The 15,238-nt window shown below is 39.8% G+C and carries 16 protein-coding genes and 1 other annotated feature; of the genes, 15 read left to right on the forward strand and 1 reads right to left on the reverse strand.

The window, feature by feature from the left end:
* Window positions 1-7 precede the first annotated feature (7 nt).
* The 7 genes from H5S41_RS11595 to H5S41_RS11625 all read left to right on the forward strand — a co-directional run bounded on the left by H5S41_RS11595 (window position 8) and on the right by H5S41_RS11625 (window position 7,383).
* Complete coding sequence (locus tag H5S41_RS11595; protein WP_182603423.1) at window positions 8-874, forward strand: TrmH family RNA methyltransferase; 867 nt, start codon at window positions 8-10, stop codon at window positions 872-874.
* Window positions 875-1,073: 199 nt separating this feature from the next.
* Window positions 1,074-1,748, forward strand: coding sequence for a Crp/Fnr family transcriptional regulator (locus H5S41_RS11600; RefSeq protein ID WP_231833157.1), 675 nt, complete (start codon window positions 1,074-1,076; stop codon window positions 1,746-1,748).
* Window positions 1,749-1,753: 5 nt separating this feature from the next.
* Complete coding sequence (locus H5S41_RS11605) at window positions 1,754-2,491, forward strand: nucleoside phosphorylase (RefSeq protein ID WP_182603425.1); 738 nt, start codon at window positions 1,754-1,756, stop codon at window positions 2,489-2,491.
* A 1-nt stretch (window position 2,492) separates the two neighbouring features.
* Entirely contained in the window at window positions 2,493-3,218 is a 726-nt protein-coding gene (gene pnuC / locus H5S41_RS11610; protein WP_182603426.1) for a nicotinamide riboside transporter PnuC, read from the forward strand.
* Complete coding sequence (locus H5S41_RS11615; RefSeq protein ID WP_182603427.1) at window positions 3,218-4,417, forward strand: phosphopentomutase; 1,200 nt, start codon at window positions 3,218-3,220, stop codon at window positions 4,415-4,417. The genes pnuC and H5S41_RS11615 overlap by 1 nt, the downstream gene beginning before the upstream one ends.
* A 326-nt stretch (window positions 4,418-4,743) precedes the next feature.
* Window positions 4,744-6,042, forward strand: coding sequence for a glutamate--cysteine ligase (locus H5S41_RS11620; RefSeq protein ID WP_182603428.1), 1,299 nt, complete (start codon window positions 4,744-4,746; stop codon window positions 6,040-6,042).
* 186 nt (window positions 6,043-6,228) lie between these two features.
* On the forward strand, window positions 6,229-7,383 hold the full coding sequence (locus H5S41_RS11625) for an MFS transporter (protein WP_182603429.1): 1,155 nt from the start codon (window positions 6,229-6,231) through the stop codon (window positions 7,381-7,383).
* Window position 7,384: 1 nt separating this feature from the next.
* Here H5S41_RS11625 and H5S41_RS11630 read toward each other — a convergent pair whose 3' ends face one another.
* The gene (locus H5S41_RS11630; protein WP_182603430.1) at window positions 7,385-8,311 is read right to left on the reverse strand and encodes a magnesium transporter CorA family protein; all 927 of its coding nucleotides are present in this window, start codon (window positions 8,309-8,311) and stop codon (window positions 7,385-7,387) included.
* Between the two features lie 233 nt (window positions 8,312-8,544).
* Between H5S41_RS11630 and H5S41_RS11635 the strand changes: the two genes are divergently transcribed.
* The 8 genes from H5S41_RS11635 to H5S41_RS12045 all read left to right on the forward strand — a co-directional run bounded on the left by H5S41_RS11635 (window position 8,545) and on the right by H5S41_RS12045 (window position 15,158).
* A complete protein-coding gene (locus H5S41_RS11635; RefSeq protein ID WP_182603431.1) occupies window positions 8,545-9,063 on the forward strand; it encodes a GNAT family N-acetyltransferase in 519 nt (172 codons plus the stop codon).
* A 158-nt stretch (window positions 9,064-9,221) separates the two neighbouring features.
* Entirely contained in the window at window positions 9,222-10,082 is an 861-nt protein-coding gene (locus H5S41_RS11640; protein ID WP_182603432.1) for a GRP family sugar transporter, read from the forward strand.
* Window positions 10,083-10,467: 385 nt separating this feature from the next.
* Entirely contained in the window at window positions 10,468-11,523 is a 1,056-nt protein-coding gene (locus H5S41_RS11645; RefSeq protein ID WP_182603433.1) for a zinc-dependent alcohol dehydrogenase family protein, read from the forward strand.
* Window positions 11,524-11,677: 154 nt separating this feature from the next.
* A complete protein-coding gene (locus tag H5S41_RS11650; RefSeq protein WP_182603434.1) occupies window positions 11,678-12,292 on the forward strand; it encodes a DUF6198 family protein in 615 nt (204 codons plus the stop codon).
* Between the two features lie 22 nt (window positions 12,293-12,314).
* The gene (locus tag H5S41_RS11655) at window positions 12,315-13,001 is read left to right on the forward strand and encodes a matrixin family metalloprotease (protein ID WP_182603435.1); all 687 of its coding nucleotides are present in this window, start codon (window positions 12,315-12,317) and stop codon (window positions 12,999-13,001) included.
* A gap of 62 nt (window positions 13,002-13,063) precedes the next feature.
* Window positions 13,064-13,316: a binding site (T-box leader), on the forward strand.
* Window positions 13,317-13,394: 78 nt separating this feature from the next.
* The gene (locus tag H5S41_RS11660) at window positions 13,395-13,871 is read left to right on the forward strand and encodes an S-ribosylhomocysteine lyase (protein WP_163704577.1); all 477 of its coding nucleotides are present in this window, start codon (window positions 13,395-13,397) and stop codon (window positions 13,869-13,871) included.
* Window positions 13,872-13,982: 111 nt separating this feature from the next.
* Complete coding sequence (locus tag H5S41_RS11665; protein ID WP_182603436.1) at window positions 13,983-14,840, forward strand: MetQ/NlpA family ABC transporter substrate-binding protein; 858 nt, start codon at window positions 13,983-13,985, stop codon at window positions 14,838-14,840.
* Window positions 14,841-15,035: 195 nt separating this feature from the next.
* Window positions 15,036-15,158: a hypothetical protein gene (locus tag H5S41_RS12045; RefSeq protein WP_259395141.1), complete on the forward strand. Its 123-nt coding sequence runs from the start codon at window positions 15,036-15,038 to the stop codon at window positions 15,156-15,158.
* The last annotated feature ends 80 nt before the right edge of the window (window positions 15,159-15,238 follow it).

Here is a 15,238-nt window from a genome sequence, read left to right on the forward strand (position 1 = left end):
ATTCAAAATGCATAATTTAATTTTTCCTAAAGACCTAACAGATCCTGAGTTAGACCCTTATGTCCGATATAATGAGGTTCAGCTTTTTCATTCTATGGAACCCAATCCCGGCTTATTTATTGCAGAAAGTCCGAAGGTAATTGCGCGCGCCTTACATGCGGGATATCTGCCGGCCTCTATTTTGATGGAGGAAAAGGCATTGGACCGTGATCTGGCCGACTTAGATCATGAAATGGCAATCGGTCCTGCAGGAGGATTAGGTCAAGTACCAATTTATGTTGTTAGTAGTGAATTACTCAGCCAACTGTCTGGTTATAATCTTTTACGAGGAGCACTCGCAGCAATGTATCGAATCCGGCGTTTTGACATATCTCACTTTTTGACAACAATGCCGACGGATCATCCCCGAATTGCAGTGTTGGAAAGCGTTGTTAATCCCACCAACGTTGGAGCAATCTTTCGTTCGGCAGCGGCACTGGGAATAGATGGAGTGGTTGTAACGACCGACTCTGCTGACCCGTTTTATCGTCGGGCCTCACGGGTAGCAATGGGCACGGTTTTTCAAGTACCGTGGACTTATGTTGATGCGAAGGTTTGGCAGTCAGAAGGAATTAGTCTTCTCCACCAGCTAGGCTATCAGACGGCAGCGATGGCATTGCGTCACAACACTGTTAGTATTAATGATCCGCAGTTGGATAAGGTAGATAAATTGGCTATCATTCTTGGTTCAGAAGGTCCGGGATTGAAAGAAAAGACAATTGCGCAGAGTGATTTCACGATTAAGATTCCGATGGCTGCGGGAGTTGATTCTTTAAATGTCGCAGCTGCCTCGGCACTCGCTTTTTGGGAATTAGGTAACCGGAAAACTGAATAATAACCTGTCTCATCACGACTTAATTTAAAGATGCCTAGTAATAGGTGTCTTTTTTTCTTGGCAAAAGTTCCAAAGCAAAGACAAATGTCCCCAGAATTGCATCAAGATATAGTAAAATGTTAATTTTAATGTATATTAAAGGACAAGTGACATAGAAAATTGTAAGCGCTAACCGATATAATGATGATAAAGAGTGAGGGTGATACTCTTGAATATTAATGAAGTGTATAAGGCAATTAATTCAAACGAGCAAGTTCGGCAATTGGTAAAAACGGCGCCCCTAAATATTATTGAGCGAATGCAGGTTAAGCATTTTGATGCGAAACAATTTGTCCTTTATCAAGGGAATAGTTATCAGGATACTTATATTTTAGTTGAAGGGCGGGTAAAAGTCTTCTTGAACTCGCCAAGTGGTAAACAGGTTGTTTTAGACGTTTATGATTCTGGAATGTTTCTTGGGGAACAAGAGGCAATTATTAACCGGCCCTATAGTGCATCGATTATCAACATTACGCCGATAACGGTTCTAGTTATTCGTAATCGTGATTTTGTCGAGTGGTCACAAAAGGATCATCGCTTTGCAGACCGTCTAATTAAAAATCTTTCGGAGCAGATTTACCATCTAACAAATCGGATGGAGCGTTATAGTATGCATTCAGCGCTACAGCAAATTGGCTTATTTTTACTTCAATGTGATGATAAACAGGTGCCGATTACCCGCGAACTAATCACTTATGAAGTTGATACTTCTTATCGTAATATTAACCGCGTGTTGAAACGATTAGCTGATCTCAATGTAATTAAGATTAATCGTTCAACGATCAAAATCACCGATTATCAGACCTTACAAAAGATTATGGAAACGGAGGATTAATCATTATGACAGAAGAACCACAACCACACACGCAGCTAACTACCGCGATTGATACTGACAGCGCAGTAATTGTCGGTGATCCTGCACGGGTAGATAAAGCTGCCGAATTATTAAACAATGTCCGAAAGTGGGCCTTTAACCGCGAATATAAGTCGATCCTTGGCACTTATCAAGGTAAACAAATTTTAGTCATGTCGACAGGGATCGGGGCACCTTCAGCTGGAATTGGGGTTGAAGAGCTTAATCGAGTTAACGTAAAAAATGTAATTCGGGTTGGTTCAGCCGGAGCAATGCAAGCTGGGATTAGCTTAGGACAGCTGATTATTGGCGAAGGAGCTGTTCGTGACGATGGTTTAACGAAAAAATATGTTCCAGAAATCTATCCTGCAGTGCCGTCCTTTAAGTTAATGATGTTAGCACGCAAATATGCTCCTGAAGCGGTTTATGGAATTATTCGTTCCCATGACGGCTTTTATATGGATAATAACTCTGAAGTTGAGGCTTTCTGGTCAAAATTAGGAATTGTCGGTGCCGATATGGAATCTGGCGCTTTGCTGACTATTGGCCGTCAACGAGAGATGGAAACATTATCAATCTTGAATAATGTCGTTCTCTATGAGGGAGACCTATCTTCAGGAGTTAATGATCTGGTTAATGGGGATGACCTCGTCGCTAAAGGTGAGACTGCTTCGCTTAAACTCGCATTTGACATTCTAAGTGATCATAGTTTGGAGGAAAATTAAGATGACAAATACAACTAATAATCATGGCTGGCTCTTTACCCAGCTTTTCAGCAAGTGGAAAAAATTTGAAGTAATTTATGTTACAATTTTGCTTTTACTCCAAGTTGGTGTTTACCTGATTGCACCTGATAGATGGATTGGAATGATGTCGGGGGTCTTTGGTACGCTTGCTCTTGTTTATGGGATGAAGGGACGGAAAGTAACATTTATCTTTGGGTTCATTCAGTGTGTAGCGATGACCTATGTTGCTTGGCAAAGTCATACTTGGGGAACTTTTGTGATGGATATCTTCTACGTGATCTCGCAACCAATCGGCTGGTTTATGTGGGGACATGATGATGCGACTAAGCGATTCAGTCCGCAAGTTCGGCGGTGGGTATTCGCTGGTGTCGTAGTTGCCTACTTTATTGGTTGGTACTTTATCAGCCTTTTTCATGGTCAGCTTCCATATTTTGATTCCTTTAATTTAGTTGTTAGTTTTATTGCCCAATTACTTTATATTCTTAAATACCAAGAAAATTGGTCACTGTGGATTTGGGTAAATACAGCAAATATTATTTATTGGATTATCCTAGCAGTTCGTTTCCAAATGGGAATTCATATTGGGACGTTCGGCGGTGATTTATCGCAAATTGCCTTGCAGGCTGCGCTATTATTTAATTCTATTTATGCAACTAAGGTCTGGGCAAGCGGTGAAGCTGACAATGAGGGAGGAACAGCGGATTAATGGCGGATTATAAAAAATATCAACGTATATTTGGAATTGTTTTAGATTCGGTCGGTACTGGTGCAGCAGCGGACGCAGTTAATTATGGCGATGTTGGTGCAGATACGCTTGGACATGTTGGTGCTGCCTACCAGGGAAAATTATCATTGCTTAACTTAGGGGGCTTAGGAATTAGCAATTTACGTGAAAAGGCGATCCTCGGTGTTCCAAAAGCTGAGCGGCCATTAGCGTATTATGGTAAAATGGCAGAAATTTCAGCTGGTAAGGATAGTATGGATGGTCACTGGGAAATGATGGGACTACCGGTGCAACAACCGCTGTCTACTTTTCCAACAGGGTTTCCACAATCGATCATTAATAAAATTGCGGAATTTGCTGGACGTGATGTTATTGTTAACAAGCCATATTCTGGTACAAAGGTGATTCATGATTACGGCGAGCGCCAATTAGATACAGGAGAACTAATTATCTATACGTCTGGCGATTCGGTAATGCAGATTGCTGCCCATGAAGATGTGATTTCTGTAGGGGAACTTTATAAGATTTGTCAGTTTGCGCGGACTCTGTTAAACGGACCTAAGTATACAGTTGGTCGGGTAATTGCGCGACCGTACATTGGACCGGATAAAGACCACTTTACCCGAACTGCAAATCGCCGCGACTTTAGCTTAGAACCAACAAGCTTAACGGTTATTGATCGAATGCACCAAGCTGGATTAACAACAATTGCTGTCGGTAAAACAAATGATATCTTTTCTGGACGAGGTTTTACTCGGGCTTATCATAATGAAAGCAATATGGACGGAATGAACCATGTTGATGAAGTGATGAACCAAGATTTTACTGGTTTTTGTTTTACTAATTTGGTTGATTTCGACACGATGTATGGTCATCGGCGCGATCCGAAAGGGTTTGGTCAGGCATTGATGGATTTTGACCGGCGTTTAGGACTGGTATTAGATACTCTGCGAACTGATGATTTATTAATTATTACTGCTGACCATGGTAATGACCCTGGCTTTCAAGGAACCGATCATACTCGTGAAAACGTACCATTACTAGTCTATTCACCCGCAATGCAAGCAAGTGGTTCTCTAGGAACACGACCAACTTTTGCTGATTTGGGTGCGACAGTGCTAGATAACTTTAATTTAACCAGTGGTAAATACGGGACTAGTTTTTTAGACTGTTTGATCTAAAATAGAAAGTCAAATAACTATCTGACAAGCGACTAATCAAAATCAAAGATGCCCAGCAATGGGTGTCTTTTTTAGTTTTGTTTCTTGGCAAAAGTTCTAAAAAGTTCTAAAACAAAGGAGCGTATTGCATATGGTTAAGAAGCCTTTTAATCTTACCCTTAAAGATATTCCTAAAATTTATTTATTTTTATGATATTGAATAAGACGTTTAATTGACTATAAATTTAATATTTGTTTGAAGATTACAATTTTTATCATTATCAACTAACGACTAGTGTATAATGATAAAAATTATTTAGTAGGATGAGATTGGAGGCAAGACGGGTATGTTTAGTGAATTCGGAAAGAAGATTATTAATGAAAATCGCGCAAATCTATTAGTTAACTTTTTAATCGGTCTGGAAGTTGAACGCCAACGGATCGATTCTGATGGTCATATTAGTTCGTTTCCTTATCCTCAAAATATTGGTGATCAGCAGACAAATCCGTGGATTACTAATGACTTTATGGAAACAATGACGGAGGTAGTAACTCCGGTAGCAGCAACTCCCGAAGATTCATTATTATATCTTGAAAAAATAAGTAACGTTTTAAGAAGAAACCTCCATGATAATGAGTACCTATGGCCATTATCAATGCCTCCAGAACTCCCCCTAGACCGGAGCCAAGTTGATGTTGCTCATGCCAATGAGGAAAAACGCAACTATTTTTTTACATGGTTAAAATCGCATGAACTACAAGAAGCAACACCTTGTGGGATCCACGTTAACTTAGGCTTGAATCCGCAGCTTACTAAAGAATTAACAGTAGCAGAAAAGAATCAGCTATACATTATACTTGCACAAGGCTTTTTACGTTACCGCTTTATGTTAACTTATTTCTTTGGGGCAAGTCCGCTTGCTGAGCAAAATTACTTCTTAAATGATCAGGGACCGCAAAAGTTAGTCCGCAGTATTCGGCAAAGTACGTATGGCTTTGGTACGAAATATGATGGTGATTTTTCGGATATTGAACACTATCAGCAGCATATTTTAGCAGGTATTCGTGATAAGAAACTTTTGGCAGAGCATGACTTTCATTCGCCTGTTCGCTTGCGCAAAAGCGGTAGTATAAAGGACCTTTCAGCAACTAGCCCAGCTTATTTAGAATTGCGGATGCTGGACCTTAATCCTTGGGCAAGTATTGGCATTAGTAGTGATGCGGTTAATTTGCTGCGTTTGATGGCCGCTTACTTTTTAGCTAGTCCATCAGCTGCCTATGATTTGCAAGAGTTTAACCAGATGAATGAGCAGGTTGCACTAGAATCTCCTGGTGAACATTGTCGATACCAAGACGTGATCCTTGCTTTCTTAAAAGAATTAAAGCAGTTTGCGGCAACAATTCAGGCTAGCCAAAGTGTCTATGATATGCTTGACCGGTTTGAAACCATTACCTACCAGCCGTCTTTGACAACTAATGCCCGTTTAGCCAATGAAATACAGAATAATTCATTGACGGCGTTTGCGATAAAGCAAGCACGATTATTTCAACAGCGATCGGCACTAGCAAAAAATGTGTATGAAGGCTTCCGTCATGAGAAGATTCCATCAGCAGAAGAATTAGCGCAAGCTTTATCGAACCAATAAAGAAATCAAAGCTATTGGCCTTATAAAAGCGATTGCAACCAGCTAGCCTTTTTGATATACTAACAGTGTTAAATATGCTTTCTGTTTGTCAGAAGGTACGTTTAAAGGTGAGGGTGCTGGATAAAATACCGATGTGATCGGTATTTTATCCAGCTTTTTTTGTTAAATGAGAAAGGAGTTAAGTATATGTCTAAATTTCGCCTGCAATCTATTGTTTTTGTTTTGACAGCATTTTTAATGGGGTGTAATGAATTTATGGTTGTTGGGGTTATTTCCGATATTGCCAAAAGCTATCAGGCTTCATTATCAACAGTTGGTTTCCTAGTTACCAGTTTTGCAATTATTTATGCTATTTGTACACCCTTGATTACTACATTTACGGGGAAGTTCGATCGCTTTAAGGTTCTAATGGTACTGATGCTGATCTTCTTGTTAGGAAACACGCTAACAGCAGTAGCGCCTAACTTATTTTGGCTATTTGTTTCACGAATTATAACTGCTGCGGTTGCTGGAACAATTATTTCCTTAATTCTCGTGTTTGTTACCATGATTGCGCCGATTGAAAAACGGGCGATGCTAGTTGCTTCTACTTTTGCCGGATTTAGTATTGCAACGATTGTCGGCGTCCCGGTTGGAACAGCAATTAGTAATGCATTTTCCTGGCGGGATAGTTTTGCCTTGATATCAGTTCTAACAGTGATTATTTGCGGCTTTTTATATTGGCTAACTCCGCGGAACAGCCGTCAAGCCAATGCTTCATTAGGCAACCAAGTCCAGCTTTTTAAGGACCGGCGAATCGTTCTCGGCGTGGTAGTAATGATTACTTTGATGTCCGCTGAATATACTTTCTATACTTATATCCGCCCGATTATTACTAATGTCCTTGGCTTTAGTACGACTGATTTAACTTGGTTATTAGGACTTGTTGGGATTACATTTATCCTTGGTAATATGTGTGCAGGGGTAATCGCAAACCGGTTTGGTATTACAAAACTAACCGTTATCAGTAGCGCTGTTCTTGTTTGCTTATTATTGATGAATGTTATGTTCCATCTTTCATGGTTAGGAATTATCTTACTGTGTGTTGTCTGTTTTGTTCTGGGGATGCCAGGTTCAATCCTTCAAGTAATGTTCCTTAACGTTGCCGATCAGGAATATCCTGAAGCGATGAACCTCGCGTCGTCATTGAACCCAATTTGTACTAATGTGGGTGTTTCCATCGGTTCCCTTACCGCATCGATTAGTATCAATTTTGTTCAAATTAACCAGATCGGTTATGTTGGCGCTATTTATGCTCTTATTGCAGTCGTGGGGTCATTTTACCTTGTTCGGGCTAAATAAGTTATTTAGTGTATTTTTTGCGACGAAGAAAAATAGCAGCGCTAAGTGCGAAGATTAGGGCAATCCCTAGTATTAACCAAAAACCATAAAGATCATTTTTCCATGGCATTCCACCGACATTCATCCCCATAAAACCGGTAACTAAAGCTGCGATTGCAATAATCAGACCAGCTGAGTCAAGAAACTGCATTAAATTATTAAGGTGGTTGTCCATCATGGCAGTAAAAAGATCGCTAATTGACGCGAGAAGGTCACGAAAGATATGAATAGTTTTGGTTAAACGCCGCTGTTGGACTTCAAGCTCTAATCGTTTTTCAATTGGAAAATACTCGCAGTGCTTATCTTCTAAAAAAGCAGTAATTGTGGTTGCTTGATCGTTCATCGTATGCTCAAAAAAGACAAGTCGTCGTGTTAAAGTTGTTAATGCCCGTAATGAATCATTGCTAAAACCTACTCGGGCTTTTTGATCTAACTCATCGATTTCTTTTTTGTAGCTTTTTAGAGTCGTCATTAAAACATGCTGACAGGCTATAAGGTAATCAATTAGAATCCCTGCAAGGGTAGTAGGAAATTTTGCCAGCACTTGTTGAATCGTATCTTGACTGTCGCTACAAATAATTAAGTGGTGATTATCAAAAACAATTAGTGATGGCGATAATTGATTCTCAATCTTCTTGAATGCGGGGATAAAGTCATAAATTACTAGGATTGCCGGATTGGTTAAGACGTCGCTGGTTGTTCGATGAAATCTCGATACTTCTTCTGGAGATGAGCGATATTGAAATGTAAATGGACTTAAATCAAAGCTTTGACACACCTGCTTGATTTCATGATCGCTCGGTTTCACCAGGGTGACTAATTCCGCGTTGGTTAGGACACCTTGATGTTTTTTTGCCCCGGCAGGAGTAAGAATGTATTTATTGATCATATTGTTATTACCTCGTGAGTTATAAACGCTATTGATTGATAAAAATATTATTTCAATAAGCCACGAAGATTATTTGTCAGAAAATACAAGAGAAGGTAAAAAAGTTAAAGCTTATCTTAACGCAGACATTTTATAGCATAATCCATGTTAAAATAACGATACGTAGTTCACACTAGCAGCTTGTTTCATGATTAGACGAAGCAAGCTGCTTTTTTGCAAAAGGAGGGAATACCATGGCGATTTACTTACGGCAAGCAGTCTTAGATGACCTTAATAAGGTAATGATGATTATTGAACAGGCACGGGTACAGTTAAAAAAGAACGGCAACCCGCAATGGCAGGATGGGCACCCCTTTCTAACGACAATTAAGAATGATATTATCCGTGAACATAGCTGGGTCCTAATTGATGGCCAAGAAGTCGTCGGTACTGCTGTTTTACAATTAACTCCGGAACAAAATTATGATGAAATTGAAGATGGTCAATGGAAGTATCCCAAGGAGCCGTACGCTATTATTCACCGGGTAGCCGTACTTCCTGCCAAGCGGGGACAGAACCTTGGCCGCTTTATATTCTCTAACTTACTCACGGTCGGTTACCTGCAGGGGATCCGTAATTTCCGTTATGATACGCACTACAAAAATATTCCCGTCCAAAAGATAGGGGAAGAACTGGGCTTTGTTAAACGGGGAACAATCTACATTGAGGATAAAATAGATAATAAGCACATGGGGTTTGAACTTAATCTGTAGATATTTAAAACGCTTCCAAAACATGAAATTGTGATATAGTTAACATAAGGAGATTATGAGAAGAGCAAGGAGTTTAAGCCTAGTTAACTATTGAACTATTATCCAGTGCTTTTCTGAGAGTAGATTAGTGCTGGTTATTTTTATGGGAGGGGTTTGTGATGTCGGTTACTGATATTTTAATTGCCTTAGTGCCTGCGCTAGGACTCGGTTTTCAAGTTATTTGTATGCAATTAATTGGTGGAAAGTATACCAATAAGGTAATGGGGATGGCGATTGTTACCCTGTTAGTTGGGATTGGCGTATATTTTATTAAACAGCCGGTTTTAACGCCCGCACTCTGGATGGGAGCGGCATTAAGTGGGATTGGTTTTTGTATCGGAATTATTCTGCAGGTAAAAAGTTTCTCACTAGTGGGTGTATCAATGACGATGCCGATTTCTGTTGGTGAGCAGCTGGTCGGTACTGCATTGGTAGGAGCAATTTGTTTCCGTGAATGGACAAATGTCAACCAGTGGCTTCTAGGAGTTGGGGCGTTAATCCTAATCGTTGTTGGAATTGCGTTAACCGCCTATCAAGAAGATAGCGATCAGGGAAGTAATTTCAAAAAGGGAATGATCTATCTTTTAATTTCTTCACTAGGTTTTGTAGCCTATGCTTCATTTCCCACGGCCTTTCATCTCGGTGGCTGGGACATGGTTTTTCCACAGTCGGTTGCGATTTTCATTACGATGCTAATCTTATGTTCATTTGAGCATGACAGTCAGCTGTTTGCTGTAAAAACATGGCAAAATATGGCAACAGGGGTCTGTTTTGCGATTGCTAACCTCGGTATTATTTTTTCAAATGAAATCAATGGGGTTGCTGTCGGGTACACAATCTCGCAATTAAATGTCGTTATTTCAACACTCGGCGGGTTATGGATCCTGCATGAAGCAAAGACCCCGAAAGAAGTACGGTTTATCATCACGGGAGTAATTTTGGTTGTTGCTGGTGGAGTAATGATTGGAATTACTAAATAGGCTGCGATATTAATTCTAGCGGACGCTAATGTGATGATGTGGTATAGTAAAAGTGTAAATTTTTTAGTAAAGCGAGGAAGAATCATGGCTAAGTACACAGTTGAATTGAGTGCAGAAGATATTCAAATGATTAAGGATTGCCATTCCAAGAATCCTTCAATTATGAAGGCAATGGAAGAAGCTAAAAAGGTAGAAGATTAATGTTAAAAAGCAGTTTTTGTTTAGGCTAACGTTTAAGCATGAGCTGCTTTTTTAGTAACCTTGCAGTTATGTGCTGGCAATGACCCTATTCAGAAAATGAATGGTCAGCAATAACTTTCAAGTATTTTCTTTTGTCAAATTTTAGTATTAAAATGTAAGTAGCTAAAATAAGGAGGCAGTTTCAATGAAGAAAGCAATTTTTGAAAAAGCAGGTCAAATGAAGGTTGTTGATGTAGACCGTCCAACAATTGAACAGCCTGATGATGTAATTATTAAGGTTGTCCGGACTTGTGTTTGTGGATCTGATTTATGGAACTTCCGCGGAATTAACCCTGTTGAAAAAGACTCAGAAAATTCTGGTCATGAAGCAATTGGAATTGTTGAAGAAGTTGGTGATGACATCACTACTGTACAGCCAGGTGATTTTGTAATTGCACCATTTACTCATGGCTGTGGTCATTGTGCTGCTTGTCGAGCAGGCTTTGATGGTTCTTGCCAAAGTCACAGTGATAACTTTAGCTCTGGCGTTCAGGCTCAATACATCCGCTTCCAACATGGTCAATGGGCGTTAGTTAAAGTACCTGGTAAGCCAAGCGACTACAGCGAAGGGATGCTTAAGTCTCTATTGACCCTTGCTGACGTAATGGCAACAGGTTACCATGCTGCCCGTGTTGCTAATGTTAGTGATGGTGACACAGTCGTTGTTATGGGTGATGGCGCGGTTGGCCTTTGTGCAATTATTGCTGCTAAGATGCGTGGTGCCAAGAAGATTATTTCTACTAGCCGTCATGCTGACCGCCAAGCTCTTGCTAAGGAATTTGGTGCAACTGACAATGTCGCTGAACGTGGTGACGAAGCAGTTCAAAAGATTATGGAATTAACTAATGGTGCAGGTGCCGATGCAGTGCTTGAATGTGTTGGGACAGAACAATCTACTGATACCGCAATGAAGGCTGGCCGCCCGGGTGCAATTGTTGGACGGGTCGGCTTACCGCACACGCCAAAGCAGGATATAGCAGCGCCGTTCTACAAAAATACGATTGTTGCTGGTGGCCCGGCTTCTGTAACGACTTATGATAAGGCAGAATTATTAAAGGCGGTTCTTGATGGTGAGATTAATCCAGGAAAAGTATTTACAAAGAGCTTTAGTCTTGACCAAATTCAAGAAGCATACGAAGCAATGGATAAGCGGGAAGCAATTAAGTCCTACATCATTATGAACGGATTTGAACGTGAATAATTAAGTATAAATTTAATTTTTGACTCAGGGTATAAATTCAACGGTACTCTGAGTCTTTATTGTACTTACAAAAAATCAGGGCAACATTAGGGCATAAAAAGTTGAAGCGTGATAAAATACCAAGATAGAGTATAGAACAAGCGGGATGATAAAAATGCGTCGGTATAGCTTCTTAGCACTGGCGATTATCTTAAATTCAATCGGGCACTCAATGACAATCGTAACTAATATGGGGAGTATGCCCTGGCCGGCCTCGATTGTTAACATTATGCATATGATGAATTGGACCATGACCGAAACTATTTTTACGGAAGGACTTTTTGTGATTGGTCTTAATATCTTATTAGTTGGCGAATTTGTTCCTAAAGAGTTTGCTTGGGAGCTGACTTTTCTAATTCCTTATAGTGTTTTTATGCAACTATTTGCTGATTTATGGCGGTGTTGCGGAATTGATACCATGCATATACCTATCCGGTTTGCCTTTGACCTATTAGGATTAGTGATTGCCTTTGCTGGCTATGCGCTATATCAACAATGCGATTGCTGTTATCACCCGCACGATAAACTAACTGTCTTTTTAAAACGACGGGCTAATGTGAAATTTACCAGGTATTTTAATATCGTCTTGCCAGTTATCATTATTTTGCTATGCACGATAAAAAATCGGACAGTTTATGCGTTTAACATTGGAACATTGATTGGCTTTATCGGTCAAGGACGGGTAGTAAGCTTCTGGCAGGAACGGTTAGAACCACGTTGTCATTTCTAAAATTAATTACGGGGGTGATTAAATGCGTCGTTTCTTATTAGCATTACTGGTTGCAGGAATGGTCGGTTTGAGTGGTCACCAGGTTATAGCCGATGCAGATGTAAACTCACAGCCGTTTCAGTCCTCCTTTTTTAATCAGGATTCAAACGATAGCAATGATTTTCAATTTTCTAACCCGTCGCAGCGACCTAATGCGCAGCGGTTGCCAATCCCTGAAAATACACCGACGCCATTAGAGGGTATTCGGTGGAAGAAAAAGAATATAACTATTTATATGGAGACGGACGATCCAAAGTTAAAATGGGCTTTTAGGGATGCAGTCAAGAAATGGAATAAGACCAAGGCTGTCCATATTCGCTGGATAAAAGACGAAGACAAAGCTAATATCGTTGCGGCAGACGGTGATTTATCACGTAATACAACGGGTAACAATGGTGTTGGCTATACGACTTCTGAGCTTGGTTCGACACGAACTGAGTATGATCCAACAACTAATACCCTTCATAAAGCTACCTCGACCCTGGATCCGAACCAGCTAGATTATACGAACGCAGAATTTCGCAGCGAGGTTGCCCAGCATGAATTGGGACACGCCTTGGGACTGGCTCATGCTCCAGAATATGAACATAGTGTAATGATTCCACGAAATATTAAAACGGGGATTACTAAGAATGATGCTAAAACCCTACGAATGCTCTATGCTGAATAAAAAATTGCAAATAGGTGTTGACATTTTGTAAGGATAACGATATTATAATGACAATTAAATTAGAAAATGCTTAGAAAAGATGAGTAATCATTTAATACTTTTACAGAGAGCCGGTAATGATGAGAAACGGTATTGTGGATAATGATGAAGATGGTCTTGGAGCAGACTAATGCTGTGAGCGGTTAACGTTAGCAGCAAGCGCTTAGCACCCGTTATCGTGCTGGAGTATTCAAGCGAGTACTTCATGCGGATCTTACTGTGAGGTAAGGTCGAATTAGGGTGGTATCACGTTAATTAGTATTAGGCGTCCCTAGGAATTGGTATTTTACCGTTCCTAGGGATTTTTTAGTTCCAAGAGCAAGCACGCATCAATTAATAAAGGAGAGATTTATTATGGCTAAAGTTGAAAGTTTTACATTAGATCACACCAAGGTAAAGGCGCCTTACGTTCGTTTGATTACAGTTGAAGAAGGACCAAAGGGTGACAAGATTAGCAACTATGACTTACGGTTAGTTCAGCCAAATGAAAATGCTATCCCAACGGCGGGGCTTCACACAATTGAACACCTTTTAGCTGGACTATTGCGTGACCGCCTTGACGGAGTGATTGATTGTTCGCCATTTGGCTGCCGGACTGGTTTCCACTTAATTACTTGGGGTGAACATTCAACAACCGAAGTAGCAAAAGCTTTGAAATCCTCCCTTGAAGAAATTGCTTATAAGACAAAATGGGAAGATGTTCAGGGAACAACGATTGAATCATGTGGTAATTACCGTGATCATTCCCTATTTTCTGCTAAGGAGTGGTCAAAAAAGATTGTTGAAGAAGGTATTTCAGACAAGCCATTTGAACGACACGTGGTAGATTAATAAAAATAGCAGGCTAACGATTTCTCTAGAGTAAAGACATGTCGAATCCCGTTGGCTGTTGCGATTAGTTATGACGAATAGCGAAAACAAAAGTAAAGGGGAATCTTTAAGATGAGAAATAAAAAGCATACTAGTTGGTGGATTATTGGTATTGTCGTTGTAATTTTACTTGGCGTGGGGCTTAGTGTGGGCGCTAATGGCGGCTTTGCGCGGAAAGATGAAGTTACGGTCGGGACGATTGGACCTGATGTGCAGATTTGGCAACATATTGCTGACAGTGAGCAAGCCAAAAAAGCTGGTTTAAAAATCAAGGTGAAAAGTTTTACTGATCCGGTCGCCTTGAACCGGGCAACTGCCAGTGGGGAGATTGATGTTAATGCTTTCCAATCATGGTCATACCTGCAGGCTTATAATAAGGAAAATAAAAAGGCACAATTGGCAGCTTTAGGAACAACCTACCTAGAACCGATGGGCCTTTACTCTGATCGTTATCATAATGTTAAAGAAATTCCTGATGGTGCAACAGTAGCGATTGCCAATAATCCGGCTAATACAGCGCGGGGCTTGTTATTGCTGCAAAGTGCAGGCCTAATTAAATTAAAGTCAAATTTTGGCGCAACGAGCGGAACTAATGATATTGCAGCTAATCCAAAGAACTTACAATTTAAGGAAATTGATGATACAACCGGGCCACGGGTGTTAAAATCAACGGACCTTGTATTGATTGGTAATACTATTGCGTTGACCGGCCACTTAAATGTACTGAAAGATTCGATTTATCATGAAAAAGTTGACCAAAGTACGAAAGATAATATTAATGTTTTGGCAACTGCTAAGAAAAATCGGAATAATGCTGAGTATAAAAAGTTAGTCAAGTTATATCACAATCAACAAATTCAACAATGGATCAACAAAAAGTACCAAGGAACTAAGGTAAATGTTGATAAGCCATTGAGTTACTTAGAATAAAAATTAAGACGAGTGAGGACGAGAAAGTTTTTACATTTTCCCATCCTCACTCGTTTATTATTAATGGGGATATTTTATATTTTTGAATAATGTTATTATAAATTTTCTAAGAACGAGACGATAAGATAACTAGCTAGAATAGAAAGATGTATAATAAAAATAATAGTAGGAATGAGACGGAAACGGGGGATTAAAATGAATTTATTTAAAAAACTTGTTCAAAGTATGGTCACAATAATTTTACAAGCATTAGTTGCTCGGCTAGTCTTTAGGCTCTTTAATCGAAAAAAACAATCGGTGCCAGTTAATAAGAAATAGGATAATTAACATGAGAGATCGGGCAAGCAAAGTGGAATTAGCTTATTGTTCGATTTCTCATTTTTAATATTATTGTTAAT

This window comes from Limosilactobacillus albertensis (assembly GCF_014145555.1).
Lineage (GTDB): Bacteria > Bacillota > Bacilli > Lactobacillales > Lactobacillaceae > Limosilactobacillus > Limosilactobacillus albertensis.

Bases quoted from the DNA above. Each gene is read 5' to 3' on its own strand.
- H5S41_RS11645 (WP_182603433.1), top strand. From the start codon at position 10,468: ATGAAGAAAGCAATTTTTGAAAAAGCAGGTCAAATGAAGGTTGTTGAT.
- H5S41_RS12045 (WP_259395141.1), top strand. From the start codon at position 15,036: ATGAATTTATTTAAAAAACTTGTTCAAAGTATGGTCACAATAATTTTA.
- H5S41_RS11595 (WP_182603423.1), top strand. From the start codon at position 8: ATGCATAATTTAATTTTTCCTAAAGACCTAACAGATCCTGAGTTAGAC.
- H5S41_RS11660 (WP_163704577.1), top strand. From the start codon at position 13,395: ATGGCTAAAGTTGAAAGTTTTACATTAGATCACACCAAGGTAAAGGCG.
- H5S41_RS11615 (WP_182603427.1), top strand. From the start codon at position 3,218: ATGGCGGATTATAAAAAATATCAACGTATATTTGGAATTGTTTTAGAT.
- H5S41_RS11620 (WP_182603428.1), top strand. From the start codon at position 4,744: ATGTTTAGTGAATTCGGAAAGAAGATTATTAATGAAAATCGCGCAAAT.
- H5S41_RS11605 (WP_182603425.1), top strand. From the start codon at position 1,754: ATGACAGAAGAACCACAACCACACACGCAGCTAACTACCGCGATTGAT.
- H5S41_RS11635 (WP_182603431.1), top strand. From the start codon at position 8,545: ATGGCGATTTACTTACGGCAAGCAGTCTTAGATGACCTTAATAAGGTA.
- H5S41_RS11640 (WP_182603432.1), top strand. From the start codon at position 9,222: ATGTCGGTTACTGATATTTTAATTGCCTTAGTGCCTGCGCTAGGACTC.
- H5S41_RS11625 (WP_182603429.1), top strand. From the start codon at position 6,229: ATGTCTAAATTTCGCCTGCAATCTATTGTTTTTGTTTTGACAGCATTT.
- H5S41_RS11630 (WP_182603430.1), bottom strand. From the start codon at position 8,311: ATGATCAATAAATACATTCTTACTCCTGCCGGGGCAAAAAAACATCAA.
- H5S41_RS11650 (WP_182603434.1), top strand. From the start codon at position 11,678: ATGCGTCGGTATAGCTTCTTAGCACTGGCGATTATCTTAAATTCAATC.
- pnuC (WP_182603426.1), top strand. From the start codon at position 2,493: ATGACAAATACAACTAATAATCATGGCTGGCTCTTTACCCAGCTTTTC.
- H5S41_RS11665 (WP_182603436.1), top strand. From the start codon at position 13,983: ATGAGAAATAAAAAGCATACTAGTTGGTGGATTATTGGTATTGTCGTT.
- H5S41_RS11655 (WP_182603435.1), top strand. From the start codon at position 12,315: ATGCGTCGTTTCTTATTAGCATTACTGGTTGCAGGAATGGTCGGTTTG.